Annotated in this window: 16 protein-coding genes; 7 read left to right on the forward strand and 9 right to left on the reverse strand. The window is 74.5% G+C overall.

The window, feature by feature from the left end:
• The first annotated feature begins 1 nt into the window (after position 1).
• On the forward strand, positions 2-1,099 hold the full coding sequence (gene ccsB / locus SJ20_RS02920) for a c-type cytochrome biogenesis protein CcsB (protein WP_044658895.1): 1,098 nt from the start codon (positions 2-4) through the stop codon (positions 1,097-1,099).
• 15 nt (positions 1,100-1,114) lie between these two features.
• Here the strand turns inward: ccsB and SJ20_RS02925 are convergent, their stop codons facing one another.
• The gene (locus SJ20_RS02925; protein ID WP_044658896.1) at positions 1,115-1,522 is read right to left on the reverse strand and encodes a PLDc N-terminal domain-containing protein; all 408 of its coding nucleotides are present in this window, start codon (positions 1,520-1,522) and stop codon (positions 1,115-1,117) included.
• A 68-nt stretch (positions 1,523-1,590) separates the two neighbouring features.
• Here SJ20_RS02925 and SJ20_RS02930 point away from each other — a divergent pair, with 68 nt between their 5' ends.
• Positions 1,591-1,866, forward strand: coding sequence for a DUF4229 domain-containing protein (locus SJ20_RS02930; RefSeq protein ID WP_010080315.1), 276 nt, complete (start codon positions 1,591-1,593; stop codon positions 1,864-1,866).
• Positions 1,867-1,911: 45 nt separating this feature from the next.
• On the opposite strand, the gene SJ20_RS02935 is transcribed toward SJ20_RS02930, so the two are convergent.
• The 5 genes from SJ20_RS02935 to SJ20_RS02955 all read right to left on the reverse strand — a co-directional run bounded on the left by SJ20_RS02935 (position 1,912) and on the right by SJ20_RS02955 (position 8,338).
• Positions 1,912-2,784: a 1,4-dihydroxy-2-naphthoate polyprenyltransferase gene (locus tag SJ20_RS02935; protein WP_044658897.1), complete on the reverse strand. Its 873-nt coding sequence runs from the start codon at positions 2,782-2,784 to the stop codon at positions 1,912-1,914.
• Positions 2,785-2,911: 127 nt separating this feature from the next.
• A complete protein-coding gene (locus SJ20_RS02940; protein ID WP_044658898.1) occupies positions 2,912-4,093 on the reverse strand; it encodes an AMP-binding protein in 1,182 nt (393 codons plus the stop codon).
• A 66-nt stretch (positions 4,094-4,159) separates the two neighbouring features.
• Positions 4,160-5,725 (reverse strand): aspartate:alanine exchanger family transporter, encoded by a 1,566-nt coding sequence (locus SJ20_RS02945; RefSeq protein ID WP_044658899.1) that lies wholly within the window; start codon positions 5,723-5,725, stop codon positions 4,160-4,162.
• A 31-nt stretch (positions 5,726-5,756) separates the two neighbouring features.
• Positions 5,757-6,740 (reverse strand): 1,4-dihydroxy-2-naphthoyl-CoA synthase, encoded by a 984-nt coding sequence (locus SJ20_RS02950; protein WP_044658900.1) that lies wholly within the window; start codon positions 6,738-6,740, stop codon positions 5,757-5,759.
• Positions 6,741-6,883: 143 nt separating this feature from the next.
• Positions 6,884-8,338 (reverse strand): glucose-6-phosphate dehydrogenase, encoded by a 1,455-nt coding sequence (locus SJ20_RS02955; protein ID WP_082067569.1) that lies wholly within the window; start codon positions 8,336-8,338, stop codon positions 6,884-6,886.
• Positions 8,339-8,506: 168 nt separating this feature from the next.
• Here SJ20_RS02955 and SJ20_RS02960 point away from each other — a divergent pair, with 168 nt between their 5' ends.
• Entirely contained in the window at positions 8,507-10,405 is a 1,899-nt protein-coding gene (locus SJ20_RS02960; RefSeq protein ID WP_044658901.1) for a glycoside hydrolase family 15 protein, read from the forward strand.
• 28 nt (positions 10,406-10,433) lie between these two features.
• On the opposite strand, the gene SJ20_RS02965 is transcribed toward SJ20_RS02960, so the two are convergent.
• Both SJ20_RS02965 and SJ20_RS02970 read right to left on the reverse strand, forming a co-directional pair.
• Entirely contained in the window at positions 10,434-12,680 is a 2,247-nt protein-coding gene (locus SJ20_RS02965; RefSeq protein ID WP_044658906.1) for a S9 family peptidase, read from the reverse strand.
• Positions 12,681-12,782: 102 nt separating this feature from the next.
• Positions 12,783-14,273 carry an NCS2 family permease gene (locus SJ20_RS02970; protein WP_044658907.1) on the reverse strand — a complete coding sequence of 497 codons (1,491 nt, stop codon included), beginning with the start codon at positions 14,271-14,273 and terminating at the stop codon, positions 12,783-12,785.
• A gap of 65 nt (positions 14,274-14,338) precedes the next feature.
• On the opposite strand from SJ20_RS02970, the gene SJ20_RS02975 reads away from it, so the two are divergent.
• The gene (locus tag SJ20_RS02975) at positions 14,339-15,637 is read left to right on the forward strand and encodes an MFS transporter (protein ID WP_044658902.1); all 1,299 of its coding nucleotides are present in this window, start codon (positions 14,339-14,341) and stop codon (positions 15,635-15,637) included.
• 21 nt (positions 15,638-15,658) lie between these two features.
• On the opposite strand, the gene SJ20_RS02980 is transcribed toward SJ20_RS02975, so the two are convergent.
• The gene (locus SJ20_RS02980) at positions 15,659-16,132 is read right to left on the reverse strand and encodes an Lrp/AsnC family transcriptional regulator (RefSeq protein ID WP_044658903.1); all 474 of its coding nucleotides are present in this window, start codon (positions 16,130-16,132) and stop codon (positions 15,659-15,661) included.
• 189 nt (positions 16,133-16,321) lie between these two features.
• On the opposite strand from SJ20_RS02980, the gene SJ20_RS02985 reads away from it, so the two are divergent.
• Genes SJ20_RS02985 through SJ20_RS02995 form a run of 3 tightly spaced genes read left to right on the forward strand, consistent with a single transcriptional unit; the run spans position 16,322 to position 20,045 of the window.
• Complete coding sequence (locus tag SJ20_RS02985) at positions 16,322-17,524, forward strand: thiamine pyrophosphate-dependent enzyme (RefSeq protein ID WP_041104050.1); 1,203 nt, start codon at positions 16,322-16,324, stop codon at positions 17,522-17,524.
• 2 nt (positions 17,525-17,526) lie between these two features.
• On the forward strand, positions 17,527-18,576 hold the full coding sequence (locus SJ20_RS02990) for an alpha-ketoacid dehydrogenase subunit beta (protein WP_041104052.1): 1,050 nt from the start codon (positions 17,527-17,529) through the stop codon (positions 18,574-18,576).
• Positions 18,573-20,045 (forward strand): dihydrolipoamide acetyltransferase family protein, encoded by a 1,473-nt coding sequence (locus SJ20_RS02995; RefSeq protein ID WP_044658904.1) that lies wholly within the window; start codon positions 18,573-18,575, stop codon positions 20,043-20,045. Before SJ20_RS02990 ends, SJ20_RS02995 begins: the two co-directional genes overlap by 4 nt.
• Positions 20,046-20,099: the final 54 nt, after the last annotated feature.

Consider the following 20,099-nt stretch of genomic DNA (forward strand, 5'->3'; position numbering starts at 1 on the left):
AGTGTTCAACCCCACGGCCCCCGTGAACGAGCAGCTGGCGCTGTACAGCGACCTCTTCATGCTCATCGCCGCGCTCGTGTACGCGGCGGCGTTCATCCTGTTCACCATCGACATGGCCACCGCCTCGGTCACCATCCGCCGCCTCGAGGCCGACCTCGCGGCCCAGCGCGGGCAGGTGCGCACCGCTCCGGCCCGCGAGACCGTGGGGGTCGCCGTCGGCGGGTCCACGGCGGTCGGCGCGAGCGACTCCGACACGGCCCGGCCGGCCGCCGCCGAGCCCGGCGTCGACGCGGACGACGACCTCGTGGACGAGGACATGGACTACACGGGCGGCGGCCGCCGCCCGGTCGCCAACGTGGCCGTGGCCGTGCTGGCCGTCGGCTGGGCGCTGCACGCGTTCGCCGTCGTCGCCCGCGGCCTCGCCGCCTACCGCGTGCCGTGGGGCAACCTGTACGAGTTCATGACCACGGGCGCGCTCGTGATCACGACCGTCTACCTGCTGTTCCTCTTGCGCAAGGATCTGCGCTTCGTGGGCACGTTCGTCACCGGCATCGTCGTGGCGATGATGTGCGCGGCCACCATGGGCTTCCCGACGCCGGTGGGCCACCTCCAGCCGCCGCTGCAGACGCCGTGGCTCGTCATCCACGTGTCCATCGCCGTGCTGGCCAGCTCGCTGTTCGCGCTGACCGCCGCGATGTCCGTGCTGCAGCTGCTGCAGGACCGCGCGGAGAAGCGCGCTGCGGCGGGCGAGCGCTCGTGGGCGTTCCTGCGCCTCGTGCCGGCCGCGCAGGGGCTGGAGAACTGGTCCTACCGCCTCAACGCCGTCGGCTTCGTCATGTGGACCTTCACGCTGATCGCCGGTGCGATCTGGGCCGAGGCCGCGTGGGGCCGCTACTGGAACTGGGACACCAAGGAGGTCTGGACCTTCGTGATCTGGGTGGTGTACGCGGCGTACCTGCACGCCCGCGCCACCCGCGGCTGGACCGGTGCCCGCGCCGCGTGGCTGAGCATCGTGGGCTTCCTGTGCATCGTGTTCAACTACACGATCGTCAACACGTATTTCCCGGGCCTGCACTCGTACGCGGGTCTGCCCGGCTGAGTCCGGCGGGGCCCCTCAGGCGCGCGGCCCGTCGCCGTCCGGGTCGGCGTCGTCGTCGTCGCCCTGCTCCCGACGACGGCGCAGCTCCTCCTCGCGGGCGCGCAGCTCGGCCTCGCGGCGGTCCAGGTCCTGCTCGCGGGCGTCCTGGCGGCGCTGCACGCGCAGGCTGCGCAGGAAGGCCTCGTCGTCGTCCGGGGCCCCGGTGGGCCGGGGCGCGGGGCGGCTGCCCGCGCCGGCCGGGCGGGCGCGGCCGAGCAGCAGCCACAGCAGCGGCCCCACGAGCGGCACGAGCACGATGACCGCCACCCACGCCGTCTTCGGCAGGCTGCGCACCTCGCGGGCGGGGGTCAGCAGCGCCTCGAACAGCGCGTAGAGGGTCAGGCCCGCGAGGATGATCGCGGCGGGGATGATGAAGCGGCCCATCCCGCCAGTCTAGGCGCGGGCTGGGGGTCGGCGGGCGGGCGGGGCGTCCGTCCTCGTAAGATGGACCGGTGCGCATCTTCTTCTACGGTCTGGTCCGCGTGGTCGTCTTCGTCGCCCTGTGGGCGCTGTTCTACTACGTGATGGACCTCGGGATGATCTTCGGGGTGATCGCGGCCACGATCCTGACGTTCGCGGTCAGCTACCTCTTCCTCGGCCGCCTGCGCACGGGGGCCACCGAGGACCTGTCCGCCGCGTGGGAGGGCCGCCCGGGCCGCCGGGGCCGCACCGAGACCGCCGACGCGGACGCCGAGGACGCCTACACGGAGGGCCGGTTCCGCGAGTGAGCCCCACGGGGCAACGGGGCGGATGCCGCCGTCATCCCGTGCGGCTCAGAGCAGCGCGCCGAGGGTGAACGTGATCGCGTAGACGATCCCGATCACGCCGGTCGCGCGCAGCACCGGGATCAGCGCCCGGCGGTCGTCGGCGCGCAGCACCGTGCGGATCGGCCGGATCGCGAGCAGGCCGCCGATCGGCACGAGCAGCAGCCCCGGGTGCACCGCCACCCAGAACAGCGGCAGCAGCAGGGCGACGGCCAGCATGACGCCGTAGGACGCCCGCGCCGGCCCGTCGCCCAGGCGGGCGGCCAGCGTCATCTTCCCGACCTCGCGGTCCGTGGGGATGTCCCGGATGTTGTTGACCATGAGCAGGGCCGTGGAGATCAGCCCGCAGCTGATCGCGCCAGCCCAGGCCAGGCCGCTCACGGTGTCGGCCTGGGTGTACGTGGTGCCGAGGACGGCCACCAGCCCGAAGAACACGAACACGAACACCTCGCCGAGGCCGAGGTACCCGTACGGCCGCTTCCCGCCGGTGTAGAACCACGCGGCCAGCACGCAGGCGACGCCGACCAGCAGGAACCACCAGTGCCCCGAGAGCAGGATGAGCCCCAGGCCGGCCAGCCCGGCGAGGCCGAAGAACGCGAAGGCCGCCTGCTTCACCCGGGCCGCAGGCACGAGACCGGAGACGGTGAGCCGGAAGGGGCCGACGCGCTCGTCGTCGGTGCCGCGGATCCCGTCCGAGTAGTCGTTGGCGTAGTTCACGCCGATCTGCAGCGCGAGCGACACCACGAGGGCCAGCAGCGCCGCGCCGAGGTGGAAGGAGCCGAGCTCCGCGGCGGCGGCCGAACCGACGATCACGGGGGCGATCGCCATAGGCAGCGTGCGCAGGCGCGCGGCGGCGACCCACTGGGAGAGCGTGGCGGCCATGGGCGGGGGTTCCTCCTGGGGAGCGGGGTGGGAAGCGGTGCGCGGCGGGCCGGGTCGACGGCGGCGCGCGGCCGGGGCCCGACGTCGGCCGGGCCCGGGTCATTCTCCCACGCGGGCGGGGTGACGCTCAGCCGGCGGTGAACCGGGCGGCCAGGGCCTGCCGGTCGGTCTTGCCGGTGGAGAGCAGGGGCAGGGCGTCGAGGACGAGCCACGTCTTGGGCACCGCGGCCGCACCCAGCGCCTCGCGCACGTGGGCGCGCAGGACGGCCTCGTCGGGGGCCGCGGCCGGGTGGGCGGGCACGACGGCGGCGCACAGCCGGGCGCCCCACTCGGGATCCGGCACGCCGGCCACGTGGGCCGCCGCGACGCCCGGGTGCGCCTCGAGTGCCGCGGCCACCGCGGCCGCGGACACCTTCACCCCGCCCGTGATGACGACGTCGTCCAGGCGACCGGTCACGGCCAGCCGCACGCCGCCGTCGTCGGTGGGGGAGAGCACGCCCGTGTCCTCGGTCAGGAAGGCGCGGGCGCCGTCCGCGGCGGGGACGAAGTGGGCGGCGGTGCGAGCGGGGTCGTCGAGGTAGCCGGCCGCCACCATGGGCCCGGCCAGGCGCACGCGCGGCGGGGCGTCGGGGTCCTCCGGGGCCACAGCGACGGCGACGCCGGGCAGCGGCACGCCGTCGTAGACGCAGCCGCCGCACGTCTCGGCCATGCCGTAGGTGGCGGTGAGACGCACCCCCGCCGCCTCGGCCGCGGCCCGCAGCGCGGGATCGAGCCGGGCGCCGCCCACGAGCACGCGGTCGAAGGAGCGCAGGGCCGCCCGCCCGGCCGGGTCGGCGTCGGCCGCGAGGAGGCGCGCGAGCTGGGTGGGGACGAGCGAGACGAGCCGGGGGCCGGCGTCGCCGGGCAGGGCGGCCGCCCCGGTGGCGAACGCCGCGGGCGTGAAGGGGCCCGGTGGCAGGGCCACCGGTGCGGTCCCGGCCGCGATCGAGCGGGAGAGCACGGCGAGCCCGGCCACGTAGTGCACGCCGAGGGCCAGCAGCCACGCCCCCTCGCCGCCGAGCCGCCGGGCCGTGGCCGCGGCCGAGGCGCGCAGGGCCGCACCGGTCAGGACGATCTGCTTCGGCGTGCCCGTGGACCCGGAGGTGCGCACCACGGCGACGGCGTCCGGGTCCCCGCAGCGGCGCGGGTCGCGGGCCTCGGGCCGGGGGAGCGCGGCGCCGGCCTCGGTCAGCTCGACGGGGGCGCCGCCGTCGAAGGCCGCGGCGAGGGCGTCCGTGGCGCGGACGAGGGCATCGGCGGTGGCGGGCATGGCCCCGAGTGTAGGAGGCCCGACGGTCGGACGGACCCGCCCGGCGGACCGGATCCGCCCGGCCGGTCAGAGCATGAACGGCACGGTGGCGATCTTGACCACCATGATCAGCGCGAACAGCTGGGCGTACCCCTCGGTCACGCGGGCGTCGGTGGACCGGGAGAGCGCGTAGTCCAGGATCGCCGGCTGGCCCGTGATGCCCGCCAGCGCCCCGTAGGTGCGATCCACGGACTGCCCCAGCAGCCGTGCCGCGGCGATGAGCAGGGCCGCGGTCAGCGCGGTGAGCACGGCGGACATCAGGATGGCCAGCCCGCCGACCCGGGTGAACACCGTCTCGATGAACGCCGGGCCGGCGGCCAGGCCCACCACGCCCAGGAAGAGCATGAGACCGAACTGCCGCAGCGTCAGCGCGATCTCCGTGGACGGCTCCCACACCGTGGGTCCCGTTCGGCCGATCGCACCGAGGGCGAGGCCGACGAGGATGCACCCGGCCGCCGGGCCGAGGGAGAAGGAGGCCCCGCCCGGAAGCGGGATCGTCACCATGCCCAGCAGGTAGCCCAGCGCCATGCCCGTGCCCAGGGAGATCCAGTCCAGGTTCGAGAGCCCCCGGGTCGAGTTGCCGAAGAAGTCGCGCACCGCCTCCATCCGCGGCGCGGTGGTCACGATGAGCACCCGGTCGCCGACCTTGAGCTCGGTCTGCGGGGTGGCCAGGGACTCGACGTCGTCGCGCCGCAGCCGGGCGACGTCGGTGCCGAAGCGCTCGCGCAGGGACAGCGTGCCCAGGCGGCGGTCGGCCAGGGCGCGGGCCGTGACGATGACCATGGAGGTCTGCAGCGGGTTCATCACCTGCGCCGGGTCGGCGCCGGTGCGGCGGCCGAAGGCCTGCACGGCCTCGTCGATGTTCTTCTCCGTGCCGTCCAGGACGACCTCGTCCCCGGGTTCGATCCGGTCGGCGGAGCCTGCGATCCGGGCCACGCCGCCGCGGCGCAGCGCCACGACGCGCACCAGCCCCTTGGAGATCCCGGGGATCTCCCGCACGGCGAGGGCGGAGGTGGCGGCCGCGGCGGTGAAGCGCAGCTTGCCGTCGGTCACCGGCGCCGGATCGCGCGGGGAACTGCTCCACGGGCGGGCGGCGAGCAGGGTGATCGCGATGATGGTGCCGACCACGCCCACCAGGTAGGACAGCCCATAGCCCACGGCCGGGGCCTGCCCGCCGGTGAGCTGGTTCGCCAGCGCCATCGCCGGCGTCGCGGTGAGCGAACCCGTCCACACGCCGATCGCCGTCGGCAGGTCCAGGTTGAGCAGCGCGGCCAGCGGGTGCACCGTGAAGGTGGTGAGGATCACCACGACGACGGCGGCCAGCATCAGGGGCAGGTTGCGGCGCAGGTCCCGGAAGAACACCTTGCCGGCGCCGAGCCCGATCAGGTAGGCGAACAGGGCCAGGCCGAAGCTCTGGAACAGGGCCAGCCGGTCGCCGACGTCGGGCAGCACCGCCCCGACGAGCAGGCCCACGAACAGGGCTCCCGAGGCGCCGAGGCGGATCTTGCCCAGGGGGATGGTGCCGACGGCGGCGCCCAGGGCGACGGTGGCCATGAGGACGAGGATGGGCTGGTCGTTGAGCAGTGCGAGCATGGGCGGGTCTCCGTCCTGCCGTGGTGGTCGGTCAGAAGTGGTACGGGAAAGCGGACCAGTCCGGGTCGCGCTTCTGCAGGAACGCGTCCCGGCCCTCCACGGCCTCGTCCGTCATGTAGGCCATGCGCGTGGCCTCGCCGGCGAAGACCTGCTGGCCGGCCATGCCGTCGTCGGGAAGGTTGAACGCGAACTTGAGCATGCGCAGGGCCTGCGGGGACTGACGGTTGATGTCCGCGGCGTACTCGAGGGCGACCTCCTCGAGGCGCTCGTGGTCCACGGCCTCGTTGACGGCGCCCATGGCCACCATCTCCTCGGCCGAGTACTCGCGCGCCGTGAAGAAGATCTCCCGGGCGCGCTTCTGGCCCACCTGCCGGGCGAGCAGGGCCGAGCCGTAGCCGGCGTCGAAGGAGCCCACGGTGGCGTCCGTCTGCTTGAACTTCCCGTGCTCGCGGGAGGCCAGGGTCAGGTCCGCGACCACGTGGAGCGAGTGGCCGCCACCGGCCGCCCAGCCGTTCACGACGGCGATGATCGCCTTGGGGGAGGTGCGCATCAGGCGCTGGACCTCGAGGATGTGGAGGCGTCCGGCGCGGGCCGGGTCGATGGTCTCGGCCGTCTCCCCCTCGGCGTAGCGGTAGCCGTCGCGGCCGCGGATGCGCTGGTCCCCGCCGGAGCAGAACGCGTGGCCGCCGTCCTTGGGGGAGGGGCCGTTGCCGGTGAGCAGCACCGTGCCCACGTCCGGGGTCATGCGGGCGTGGTCGAGGGCGCGGTAGAGCTCGTCCACGGTGCCGGGGCGGAACGCGTTGCGGACCTCGGGGCGGTCGAAGGCGATGCGCACCGTGGGCAGGTCGCGCACCCAGCGGCCGTCGGCGTCGCGCTCCACCTGGCGGTGGTAGGTCAGGTCCTCGAAGTCGAAGCCCTCGACCACGCGCCAGCGCGTGGGGTCGAAGAGGTCGGAGACCTGCTCGGGCAGGCGGTCGCGGTCGGGGCGGGCGGCGTCGGGCTGCGGGGTGCTCATGGGGCCCGAGTCTAGGCGCGCCGGGCGAGGCGGGGGCGGAGGTGTTCTGGGCGAGCATCCCGCCCACAGTCGGCGGAGCTGCCGGCCCGCACCGCACGACGCCGCCCCCTCGCCGCCGTGCGACCCACGGTCGCTCCCGCGGATCACCTCTCCGGCCAGTCCTCCGGTCCCGAGGACCCGGCGGTGTACTCGTCGAGGGGCACCCGCCCCGCGTCCCACGCCTCGATCACGGGGGCCAGGATGCGCCAGCACTCCTCCGCGGCGTCGCCTCGCACCGAGAGCATCCGATCCCCGGTGAGCACGCCGCGCATCACCTCGCCGTACGCGTCCACGTCCTCCTCGGCCAGGTCCGCCGCGAGCACGCTGCGCTCCGCGACGAACGGGGTGTCCGGCCCGTCCACGGCCAGCTCCACCCGCAGGGCCCGCGGGTCCAGTCCCACCACGATCCGCTCCCGCCCCGCGGCCGCCTCCAGCCCCGCGGGCACCCCCTCGGGCGGCCGCAGCGAGAGCACGACCTCCCAGCGGCGCGGCTCCAGCGCCTTGCCGGATCGCAGCCGGAACGGCACGCCCGCCCACCGGTCGGTCCGGACCTCCAGCTCCACCTCGGCGAGCGTCTCGGTCCCGTTCTCCGGGTCCACGCCCTCCTCGGCGACGTAGTCGGGCACGTCCTGGCCTCCCACCGTCCCCGCGGTGTACCGGGCCCGGCGCGAGGAGGCGACCGCGTCGTCGTCGCGCACGCGCGTGGCCCGCAGCACCTCGACGACGGCGTCCTGCAGCGCGTCCGGGGTGAGACGCCGCGGGGGCTCCAGGGCCACCATGGCCAGCACCTGCAGCAGGTGGGACTGGAGCATGTCCTCGAGAGCCCCGGTGCCGTCGTAGAACCCGGCGCGCCCCTCCAGGGCCAGGGACTCGTCCGCCACGATGTCCACGTGCTCGACGTCGGCCGCGCTCCACACGCGCTCCAGCACGCGGTTGGCGGTGCGCAGGGTGAGCAGGCCCGAGACCATCGACTCCCTGAGGAAGTGGTCCACGCGGAACACGTCCTCCTCCCCGGCGATCTGCCCCAGCAGCGCGTTGAGCTCGCGCGCCGACCGCTGGTCCGAGCCGAACGGCTTCTCCAGCACGATGCGCAGCCCCTCCGGGCGGTCCTCCACCTGCTCGAGCGCCGCGCACGCCTCGGCGGCGAGGTCCGGGTCCAGCGCCAGGTACAGCACGGCCACGGCCTCCTCCCCGGCGGCCTCGCGGGCGGCGACGAGCAGGGCGCCCAGGTCCTCGGGGTCCGAGGCGTCGGCGGTGCGCCAGACGGCGCGCTCGACCAGGCCCGCCCGTGCGTCGGCGTCCAGATCCGTCTCTCCCACGGCCTCCTCGATGACGCCGCGCCACTCCTCGAGCGAATGGCCGTCCGAGTGGGCCGAGCCCACCAGGGTCACCTCCGGCAGGTCGTGGACCGTGAGGGCCCGGGCCAGCCCCGGCAGCAGGAGCCGTCGGGTCAGGTCACCGGTCGCGCCCACGATCACGAGCGCCACGGACGCGGCGGCCCGGTCGTCGTCGGGTGCCGGGGATGCACCGGCGGGGCAGGGGTTCTGGACGTCGGGCATGGGTCCTCCTGGACGGGGCGGGCAGACGGAACGGGGGAGCGGGGCGGGTGCGCGGGCGGCGGCCGGGAGGGACCCGGCCGGCCACGCCATTCTCCCGGTGACGTCGTCGTGGGTCCACGCCGCGCCCCCGACTGGCCCCGCCTCCCCCGGGGTGATGGACTGCCCTGCATGAGCGCCCAGCCCCGCATCGACGACCACGCCTTCCTGTCCCACCAGCTCAGCGGGGCACTGGTGTCCCGGGAGGGGGCGATCACGTGGCTGTGCCTGCCCCGCTTCGACTCGGCCTCGGTGTTCACCTCGCTCCTCGGCACGCGGGAGCACGGCGAGTGGAGCCTGGGGATCGAGGACGGCGAGGTCGCGGAGCGCGCCTACCTGCCGGGCACCCTCGTGCTGCGCACCCTCTGGCGTTCGCCGTCCGGGGAGGCCGAGGTGCTGGACTTCATGCCGCTCATGGACGCGGACGGCGTGGGGGACGCCCAGGGGGACGACGGCGGCCCCGACGGGACCGGGGCGTCCGAGGCGGCGGCGCGGGCCGACGTCATGCGGCTGGTCCGCTGCCTCGCGGGACGCGTGCGCGTGACACAGTCCGTGTTCGCCCGCCTCGACTACGGCGAGGTCGAGCCGTGGGTCTCGCGTCAGGAGGACGCAGACGGGGAGTCGTTCCTGGCCGTCGTCGCCGGCGGGGACGCGCTCGCGGTGCACGGGCCGGACCTGGAGTCGGTGGACGGGCATCACGAGGGCACGACGGAGCTGGTCGCCGGGGAGTCCGCCCAGTGGTGCCTGACCTGGTACCCGGCGTGGGGCATGGCCCCCTCCGCGCCCCGCGCCGAGGACGTGCTGGAGGCCACCGTGCGCAGGTGGCGCGGCTGGCTGGAGGAGTCGACCCGAGAGGCCCCGCGGGCGGACGACCCGCTCGCCGATCGGGTCCAGCGATCCCTCCTCGTGCTCAAGGGGCTCACGCACCGGGCCACGGGCGGCATCGTGGCGGCCCCGACCACGAGCCTGCCGGAGGACATCGGCGGGGTCCGGAACTGGGACTACCGCTATGTGTCGCTGCGGGACACCGCGCTCGCACTGGAGGCCCTGCTCGCGCACGGGCACGTGGAGGGGGCGACTGCCTGGCGCGACTGGCTGCTGCGCGCCATCGCGGGGGAGCCCCACGAGGTGCAGGTCATGTACACGCTCTCGGGGGAGCGGTACATGCCCGAGCGCGAGCTCGAGCACCTCCCCGGCCACGCGGACTCCCGGCCCGTGGTCGTGGGCAACGGCGCCGCGGACCAGTGGCAGGCGGACGTCATCGGCACCGTGATGATGGCGCTGTGCGCCCTCCGGGACGCCGGCGTCCCGGAGGACGAGTGGTCCTGGCCGCTGCAGAAGCGGCTCGTGGAGCGCGTCGTCGCGCATCGGGAGGACCCGGACCACGGGCTGTGGGAGATGCGCGGGGAGCCTGCCTTCTTCACGCACGGCCGCGTCAAGATGTGGGCCGCACTGGATCGTGCGCTGCACGCCGTGGCCACCCACGGCGTGCCCGCCACGGAGGCGGAGACCGCGGCATGGGAGCGCCACCGGGACGAGCTGCGGGAGGAGATCCTCACCTGCGGCGTGCACGCGGACGGCCACTTCACCCAGACCTACGGCTCGGACGCGGTGGACGCCTCCCTCCTCCAGATCCCCCACACCGGGTTCCTGCCCCCGGACGACCCGCGCATGCTCGCCACCGTACGGCGGATCGAGGAGGAGCTCGTCACGGACACCGGCCTGGTGCTGCGCTACCGCCCGGACGGCTCCGACGGGCTGCCCGGTGAGGAGGCGCCGTTCCTCGCGTGCGCCTTCTGGCTCGTGGAGCAGTACGCGCGCACCGGCCGCCTGGACGACGCCGACGCCCTCATGGAGCGGCTCGACGCGTGCGCGAACGACCTCGACCTCATGGCCGAGGAGTACGACGACGGCCAGGACCGCATGGCGGGCAACTTCCCCCAGGCGTTCAGCCACCTGGCGCTGCTGCGCGCCGCCGACGCGCTGGCCCAGGTCCGCGCGGCCGACGGGGCCGGGGAGGCCGGAGACTGACCGGTTCCGGGCGAACACCCCGCCTCCGTCACACCACGCGGCGGGTCGCCCCCAGCGCGGTCAGCAGGAACGCGTACTCCCAGGCGGTGTCCTCCCAGCCCTGGTACCGGCCGGACGCGCCGCCGTGGCCGCCGTCCATCTCGGTGCGCAGCAGGATCGGGGCGCCGCCCTCGGCCAGGGGCGTGGCCTGGTCGCTCGTCACCGTCCGCCGCAGCTGGGCCACCCACTTGGCCGGCTCGACGTAGTGCACGCGGGTGTCGTTCAGGCTCGTCACGGCCGCGATCGCCGGGTAGTCCACCGCCCGCACGTTCTCATACGGGGTGTAGGCACGCATGGCCGCGTACACGGCCGCGTCCTCGATCGGGTTGCCCCACTCCTCCCACTCGAGCGCGGACAGCGGCAGCTCCGGGTCGAGGATGGTGGTGAGCGCGTCCACGAACGGCACCACGGCCAGGCACGCCCGGTACAGCTCCGGCGCGAGGTTCAGCACCGCGCCCATGAGCAGGCCGCCGGCCGAGCCGCCCATGCAGGCCACGCGCGCCGGGTCCGCCCAGCCGAGGCCCACGAGGTGCCGGGTGGCGTCCACGAAGTCCGTGAAGGAGTGCCGCTTGGCCAGCTTCTTGCCGTCCTCGTACCAGCGCCGGCCCAGTTCGCCGCCGCCGCGCACGTGCGCGACCGCGAACACCACGCCCCGGTCCAGCAGGGACAGCCGGGCCACACCCAGCACGGGGTCCATGGACATCTCGTAGGAGCCGTAGCCGTACACCACGCACGGGGCCGTCCCGTCCGGCTTCACGTCGCGGCGCCGGATCACGGTGACGGGGATCCGCACGTCCTCCCCGGTCACCGACGACGGCTCGGAGGCCGGCGCCCACACGCGCTCGGCCACGTAGTCGGCCGGGTCGTAGCCGGGCACCTCCGTCTCGCGGCGCAGGTGCACCTCGCCTGTCGCCGCCGAGACGTCCAGCACGCGCGCGGGCGTGATCCAGGACGTGTAGGCCAGCCGCAGGAACGGGGACTCGGCCGCCGTCGCGGACAGATGACACGCGTAGAGCTCCTCGTCGAACGCGGGCTCGCGCCAGTGCGCGGCCTGCCCGGCCAGCACGGCGTCCAGCTCGGCGACGACGACGCGCGGGGTGGTCTCCCGGCGCACGGCCAGGGCGGCGTGGGTCAGGGTGACCATGACGCCGTCGACCTTCACGTCCTCGCGGTGCGGCACGACGGTGCGCCAGGCGTCGCGGTCGGCGACGTCCGCTTCGGCGACCACCGAGAGCATCCCGTTGGGCGCGGCGACGGGGGCGCCGTCGTCGTCCAGGGCGCGGTCGTGGACCACGAGCAGCCGGCGGACGCCGTCGGCGTCCGTGACGGGCTCGACGTCGGCGAGCATCCGCCAGGCGCGGGGGATCAGCACGCGCGGGGCGGGCAGGGGTGCGGCGGGGTCCTCCGGCAGATCGACCACGAGGGTCTCGGAGACCTCCGAGTTGCCGACGCCGATCAGCAGCTGGGTGCGGTCGGCGACGCCCTCGAAGCCGGTCCACATGCCCGGGTCGGCCTCCTCGTGCAGGAGCACGTCCTCGGCCGGGTCGGTGCCGAGCACGTGCGCCTTGACCTGGTACGGCCGCCACGAGTCGTCCCAGACGGTGTAGAACACGTGGGTGCCCGAGCGGTCGAAGCGGACGCCGTGGGCCACGTTCTCGACCGCGTCCGGCAGGTCCTCGCCCGTGGCGATCTCGCGCACGCGCAGGGTGAAGCGCTCGTCGCCGGTGTGGTCCACGGCGTAGGCCACCCGGGTGGCGTCCGGGCTGATGTGCAGGCCGCCGAGCGCGAAGAACGGGTGGCCCTCGGCCTCGGTGTTGCCGTCCAGGATCACCTGCTCGCCCGGCAGGGCGGCGTCCGGGGTGATGACGGGCGGGGTCCAGTCGGCCTCGAGGTCGCCGGTGTCGCGTGCGGGCACGCGGCAGTGGATCGGGTACTCGGCGCCCTCGCGGGTGCGCACGAAGTACCACCACCCGTCCCGGCGGGCGGGCACGGAGCGGTCCGTCTCCACCGTGCGGGCCTTGATCTCGCCGACGATCGCCTCGCGCAGCGGCGCCTGGTCCGCGGTCACGGCCTCGGTGTACGCGTTCTCGGCGGCCAGGTGCTCGAGCACGCGGGGCTCCGCCTTGCCGCGCAGCCACTCGAAGTCGTCCTGGAACGTGTGGCCGTGGTGGCGGCGGGTCACGGGCTCGGCGGAGACGGACGGCGGGACGGGGGCGTGCGATGTGGTCTGGGGCATGCGGCCCATCCCATCACGCCGCGCGGGGCGGGGCCGACACCCCGCGCCGCACACGACGACGGCGGCGCACCGGCCCGGTGCGCCGCCGTCGGGGGTGGCGGGTCAGTTCAGGCCGAGCGAGGCCCGGACCACGCCGAGCCCGAAGTACGCGACGAACGCGAGCGCCACGAACCACAGCAGCGGGTGCACCTCGCGGCCGCGGCCCTGGCCCGTGCGGATCACCGCGTAGGCCACCACGCCGGCGCCGATGCCGTTGACGATCGAGTAGGTGAACGGCATGAGGGTGAACGTGAGGAACGCGGGGAAGGCCGCGCCCGGGTCGGACCAGTCGATCTGCACCACGTGCTGGCACATCATGAACCCGACCACCACGAGCGCGGGGGCCACGGCCTCGAACGGCACGAGGTGGATGAGCGGGGAGAGGAACACGGCCGCGAGGAAGAACAGGCCGGTGAACACGGAGGCCAGGCCGGTCCGGGCGCCCTCGCCGATGCCGGTGCCGGACTCCACGAAGATCTGGTGCGCCGAGCCGGAGGCGCCGCCGCCCACGGCGACCGCGAGCGCGTCCGCGGCGAGCACCCGGTTCAGGTCGGGGATGGAGCCGTCCGGGTTCACGGTGCCGGCCTCGCGGGCCAGGCCCACGGAGACGCCCATCGCGTCGAAGAACACGGAGAGCAGGATCGCGAACACGAGCAGGGAGGCCATCAGCCCGCCCACGGAGGTGAAGGCGCCGAACAGGTCCACGCTGCCGAGCAGGTGCAGGTCCGGGGCGGTCCACTCGGGCAGGGAGGGGGCGATCAGGGACCAGCCGGTGGGCACGGCGTTCCCGTCGGCGTCCACGGAGGGGCCGATGTGGAACACGGCCTCCAGCACGTTGGCGAGGATCGTCGCCACGACGATGCCGATCAGGATGGCGCCGCGCACCTTGCGGATCACGAGGACCGCGGTCAGCAGCAGCCCGACGACGAAGACCAGCACGGGCCAGCCCTCGAGCTCGCCGCCCGTGCCCAGGCCCACCGGGACCGTGGTGTCGGCGGCGTCCGGCAGTCGCCGCACGAACCCGGCGTTGACGAGGCCGATCAGTGCGATGAACAGGCCGATGCCCACCACGATGCCGGACTTCAGCGCCTCCGGGACCGCGTCGAACACGGCGCGGCGGAAGCCGGTCACCACGAGCACCAGCATCACGAGACCGGCGAGGGTGACGAGGCCCATCAGCTGGGGCCAGGTGAGTCCCGGCGTCGTGGCGATGGTGATGGAGACGAACGCGGAGACGCCCAGGCCCGCGGCCACCGCGAACGGGTGCCGCGCCCACACACCCATGACGATGGTCATGACGCCCGCCACGAGCGCGGTCACGGCGGCCACGGCGGGGATGCCCAGGGTGTTCCCGGCCGAGTCGGGCCCGGACAGGATCAGCGGGTTCAGCACCACGATGTAGCTCATCGCCAGGAACGTGGCGAGGCCGCCGCGGAACTCCTGGCCCACCGACGAGCCGCGCTCGGTGATGCGGAAATACCGGTCCAGGGCGCCGCGGGCAGCGGCGGGCGACGGGGCGGGCGAGGGCGGTGGAGAGGCGGTGCGGGAGGCCATGGCACCAGCGTAGTGACCCGGTCCCACGACGATCGCGCGCGTGCCGTCCCGCTACGCTCGCGGGCATGCGTCCCCGCTCCGCCTCCGCCGCCCGCACCCGGGAGGCGCTGCGCGACGCCGTGCAGATCTACGCCCCCTCCACCGTCTACGCCGTCGGCCTGGGCGCCATGACGCCCGCGCTCGCGGTGGCGGCGCTGGCCCTCGGCCTGGACGCGGCGCGGGCGGCCGCCGTCGTGCTGCTGGTGGGGCTCGGCTCGCTCGTGGCCAACGGGCCGGCCTCGGCGCTCGCGGCCCGGGCGGGGGAGCGGGTCACCATGGTCGTCTCCGCCGGGCTCGGCACGGTCGGCGCGGGTCTGGCCTGGGCGACGACGGCCGGGGTGTCCTCCGGGCCGTCGGCGGCGGGGGTGGCCGAGCCAGGGCGGTTGGCGCTGTTCCTGGCCGCGGTGCTCGCCGTGGGCATGGCCGGGGCCGGGTTCAACCTGGCCCGCCAGGCGTACCTGGCGGTGGCGGTGCCGGCCACGCACCGGGCCCGCGCGATGTCCACGCTCGGCGGGACCGTGCGGATCGGGACGTTCCTGGGCCCGTTCCTGGGTGCCGCCGCGCAGGCCCCGCTCGGGCTGGACGGCGCGTTCGCCGCGGCCGCCGCGGCCATGGCCGTCGGCGCCCTGCTGTGCCTGCGGATCCGGGATCTGCCGGTGCCGGCGTCCGATCCGGCGGCGGGGGAGGAGCCCGGCCCGGCCGGTCGACCCCGGCTGCGGGACGTGGCGCGCGCCCGGCGCGGGGCGTTGCTCACGGCCGGCTTCGGTGTCGTGGCCGTCTCCGCCGCCCGCGCGGCGCGCAACGCCGTCATCCCGCTGTGGGCCACGCACCTGGGCCTGGACGCGGCGACGGCGTCGCTCGTCTTCGGCCTGGCCGGCGCGGCGGACCTGCTGCTCTTCTACCCCTCGGGTCGGCTCATGGACCGCTTCGGCCGGCGCGCTGTGGCGGTGCCGTGCCTGACCCTGCTGGGGGCGGGGTTCCTGGCGATCAGCCTCACCCGGGAGCCGACGGCGTTCGCGGCGGCGGCGGTGCTGCTGGGCATCGGCAACGGCTTCGGCGCGGGGATCGTGATGACCCTCGGGGCGGACCACTCGCCGCCGAACGCGCGCGCCCCGTTCCTCGGTCTGTGGCGCTCGATGTCCGACGCGGGGATGCTCGCCGGGCCGCTGCTGCTCTCCGGGGCGACCGCCGCGGCCGGGCTGGCCGTCGGCGTCGGCTCCCTCGCGGTCGTCTGCGGTGTCGGAGCGGTCGTGTTCGCCGCGGTGCTGCCGCGCGGGCCGGGGGCTGTGGCGGACCCGCCGCCCGTCGTCGTGCGCTCGCGCTGACCGGGGCGCCGGACCGTCGGCTCAGTCGGCGGTCTCGTCCGGGGGGATGGTCTGCCCGGAGGCCTGGTCGTCGAAGACCATGTACGTCTGCGTGTCGACGACGCTCGGCAGGGTCTGCAGTTCGTCGAAGATCACACGGCGCAGGTCGGCGGTGTCCCGCGCGCGGACCAGCAGGATCACGTCCATGTTCCCGCCCACGAGGGAGACGTGGGAGACCTCGGGGATGGCCAGAAGCGTGGCGCGCAGCTCTCGCCAGTCGTGCTGACGCAGCTTCATGGTCACGTGGGCGGAGGCCCCGAAGCCGACCTTGACGGGGTCGACCCGCACGGTGAAGTCTGTGATCACGCCCGCGTCCTGCAGGCGGTTCAGACGCGAGTAGCAGTGCGCGCGGGAGATGTGCACGCGCTCGGCCAGGGCCGCGACGGACATCCGCCCGTCCTGCGTCAGTTCGCGGACGATCGCGCGGTCCACGCGGTCCAGCGGCTCGGCGGCCATGGCTCCTCCTGGGGCGGGGCGGACGGGGTCGGCCACGCGGCGGCGGACCGTCTACGTGGCACGAGTCACAATAGCAGTTCGTCCGATGGAGTGCCTGGTTTGCACCCGATTGTCTCGTGATCACGGGCGAGCGCGCGACACATTGATCCTCTTGGGCACACTGAAGGCCACAGATCGAGAGGACCCGCCATGAGTGACCCCACCCCCGCCGTGCCCGGGGCCGTCCGGACCGACGAGGCCGAGACCCGCCCGAACGCCGGCGCCGCCTTCGGCATCTCCCTCGAGGAGTACCTGCTCCCCGCCGCCCGCCGCATCCAGCTGATCGGCGAGGACGGCACTCTGCTGGCCCCGGAGGAGCAGGGCACCGAGCCCGGCCACGAGTATCCCCTGCCCTCCGACGAGGAGCTGCTGGCCGCCTACCGCCACCTCGTCATCGGCCGCCGCGTCAACGACCAGGCCTACGCCCTGGTGCGCCAGGGTCGCATGGCCGTCTATCCGTCCTCGCATGGCCAGGAGGCCTCCGAGGTCGCCGCCGCCGTCTGCCTGGGCGAGGACGACTGGCTGTTCCCGACCTACCGCGACACCGTGGCCGTGATCGCCCGCGGCGTCCCGCCGCTCGAGGTGATGGTGGCCTACCAGGGCACCTGGCATCAGGGTTACGACCCCCAGAAGCACCACGTTTCCATCCAGTCCACGCCCCTGACCACCCAGATGCTGCACGCCGTCGGGATGGCCAAGGCCGCCCGCCTGCGCGGCGAGGAGGTCGTGTGCCTGGCCATGGTCGGCGACGGCGGCACCTCCGAGGGCGACTTCCACGAGGCGCTGAACTTCGCGGCCGTGTTCAAGCTGCCGGTGATCTTCTTCGTGCAGAACAACAAGTTCGCCATCTCCGTGCCGTTCGCCAAGCAGTCGGCCGCCCCGTCCCTGGCCCACAAGGCCGTGGGCTACGGCCTGGCCGGCGAGCGCGTGGACGGCAACGACCTCGGCGCCCTGCTGGCCGTGCTGGGCCGCGCCGTGGAGCTGTGCCGGCAGGGCCAGGGCCCCTTCCTCGTGGAGGCGGACACCTACCGCATGCAGGCGCACACCAACACGGACGACCCCTCGCGCTACCGCGACGACGCCGAGGTGAAGGAGTGGGAGGCGCGCGACCCGCTGCGCCGCATGACCGCCTACCTCGAGTCCACCGGCGCCCTCACCGAGGAGGTCTCGGCCCAGATCGCCCGCGACGCCGAGGACGTCGCGCAGCAGCTGCGTGACGCCATGAACGCCGAGACGGAGCTCGATCCGCTCGAGCTGTTCGACCACGTCTACTCCGTGCAGACCCCGCAGCTCGCCGCCCAGCGCGCGCAGCTGGCCGAGGAGCTGTCCCGTTCCGAGAACCAGGAGGCCTGAGCATGGCGACCCTGACCTTCGCCGCCGCGCTCAACGCGGCGCTGGCCGACGAGATGGCCGCCGACGACATGGTGGTGGTGTTCGGCGAGGACGTCGGCACCCTCGGCGGTGTCTTCCGCATCACGGACGGGCTGACCGCGCGCTTCGGTGAGGAGCGCTGCTTCGACACCCCGCTGGCCGAGTCCGGCATCGCGGGCATGGCCGTGGGCATGGCCCTCGGCGGCGCCCGCCCCGTGATCGAGATGCAGTTCGACGCGTTCGCGTACCCGGCCTTCGAGCAGATCGCCTCGCACGTGGCCAAGATGCGCAACCGCACCAAGGGCGCCACGCCCATGCCGATCACCATCCGCATCCCCTACGGCGGCGGCATCGGCGGCGTGGAGCACCACTGCGACTCCTCCGAGTCCTACTACGCGCACACCCCGGGCCTGAAGGTGTACACCCCGGCCTCGGTGAAGGACGCGTACATGATGCTGCGCTCGGCCATCCGTCTGGACGATCCGGTGGTCTTCATGGAGCCCAAGAAGATGTACTGGACCAAGGCCGAGCTCGACCTCGACCAGCTGCGCGAAGAGTTCGAGGAGGGCTGGGCCCGCGTCGAGGACAAGAAGGAGCACGGCGAGGCCTGGGCGCGCGCCGCCGTCGTCCGCGAGGGCACGGACGTCACCCTCGTCTCCTACGGGCCCTCCGTGCCCACCTGCCTCGCCGCCGCCCACGCGGCCGCGGAGGAGGGGCTCTCGGTGGAGGTCGTGGACCTGCGCACCGTGAACCCGCTGGACGAGGACACGATGACCGCCTCGGTCGCCAAGACCGGCCGCGCCGTCGTCGTCGCCGAGCCGCAGGGCTTCGCGTCCGTGGCCTCCGAGCTGGTGGCCCGGATCCAGCAGCGCTGCTTCCACTCGCTGGCGGCGCCCGTGGGCCGCGTGACCGGCTTCGACATCCCGTTCCCCGCGCCGAAGCTCGAGGAGCACCACCTGCCGAACATCGACCGCATCCTGGACGCGATCGACGACCTGAACTGGGACCTGGACGCCGAGGAGGCCCGCGCATGAGCAACACCTTCCTGCTGCCCGACCTGGGCGAGGGCCTGACCGAGGCCGACATCGTCCGCTGGCTCGTCGCCGAGGGCGACACCGTGGCCGTCGACCAGCCCATGGTCGAGGTCGAGACCGCCAAGGCCCTCGTCGAGGTGCCGAGCCCGTACGCCGGCACCGTGCTGACCCTGCACGGCGCCGAGGGCGAGACCATGGACGTCGGCAGCCCGCTGATCACCATCGGCGCGGCCGGCGAGTCCGGTGAGGGCTCCGCGCCCGCCGCCGGCACCGAGACCCTCGCCGTCCCGCCGTCGACCGGTGCGGCGGCGGCCGAGGCCGCCCGCCCGGGCGCGCTGAGCTACCGCGAGGAGGAGATGGCCGGCGTCCAGCCGAAGCCGGACAAGGCCCGCGGCGGCGACGGCGACGTCGCCGGCTCCGACGACGAGGCCTCCGGCGCCGTGCTCATCGGCTACGGCACCTCCGGCCACAGGGCCACCTCCCGCAGCCGTCCGTCCAAGCGCGGCCGCGGCGCCGCCCGCCCGACACCGGCCCCCACGGCCGGGGCCGGCGCCCCGCGCGTGACCTCCCCGATCGTCCGCAAGCTCGCCCGCGAGAAGGGCGTGGACGTGGCCGCGCTGACCGGCACGGGCCCGGACGGCCTGATCACCCGCGCCGACGTGCTCGCCGCGGCCGAGGGCTCCACCCCGCAGACCGCCCCGACCCCGGCCCCGTCGGCCGCGGCCGCCGCGCAGGCGGGCGCCGTGGACGGGCGGACCGGCCTGGCCGTCGTCGCCCGCACCCCGATCTCGGGGGTGCGCAAGGTGATCGCGGACCAGCTCTCCCGCTCGCGCCGCGAGGTCCCGGAGGTCACGGCGTGGCTGGACGTGGACGTCACCGCCCTGCTCGAGCTGCGGGTCGCGCTCAAGGCGAAGGACCCGGAGAACGCGCCCTCGCTGCTCGGCCTGATCGCCCGCTTCACCCTGGCCGGCCTGCGCCGGTACCCGGTGATGAACGCGCGCATCGAGGCCGGGGCGGACGGCAAGGACGAGATCGTGGAGGTCGACGGCGTCCACCTCGGCCTGGCCGTGCAGACCGACCGCGGCCTCATGGTGCCCTCCGTCGAGCACGCGGAGAAGCTGTCCGCGGACGAGCTCACCGCCGCGATCAACGACACCGTCAGCCGTGCCCGCGCGGGCAGGGCCGCCCCGGCCGAGCTCACCCGCGGCACGTTCACGCTGAACAACTACGGCCCGCTGGGCACGGACGGCGCCACGCCGATCATCAACGTGCCCGAGGTCGGGATGCTCGGCATCGGCCGGATCATCGACCGCCCGTGGGTCGTGGACGGGGAGATCGTGGTCCGCAAGGTCACCGAGATGACCGTGACCTTCGACCACCGCGTCACCGACGGCGCCACCGCGAGCGCGTTCCTCACGTTCGTGGCGGACTGCCTCCACGATCCGACGGCGGCCCTCGCCCGGATCTGATCCGGACGATCCCGGCCCGCCCCCGGCCCCTGACGAGCCCTGCGATGTGGCGGC

The organism is Micrococcus sp. MS-ASIII-49, assembly GCF_000946635.1.
Classification (GTDB): Bacteria; Actinomycetota; Actinomycetes; order Actinomycetales; family Micrococcaceae; genus Micrococcus; species Micrococcus luteus.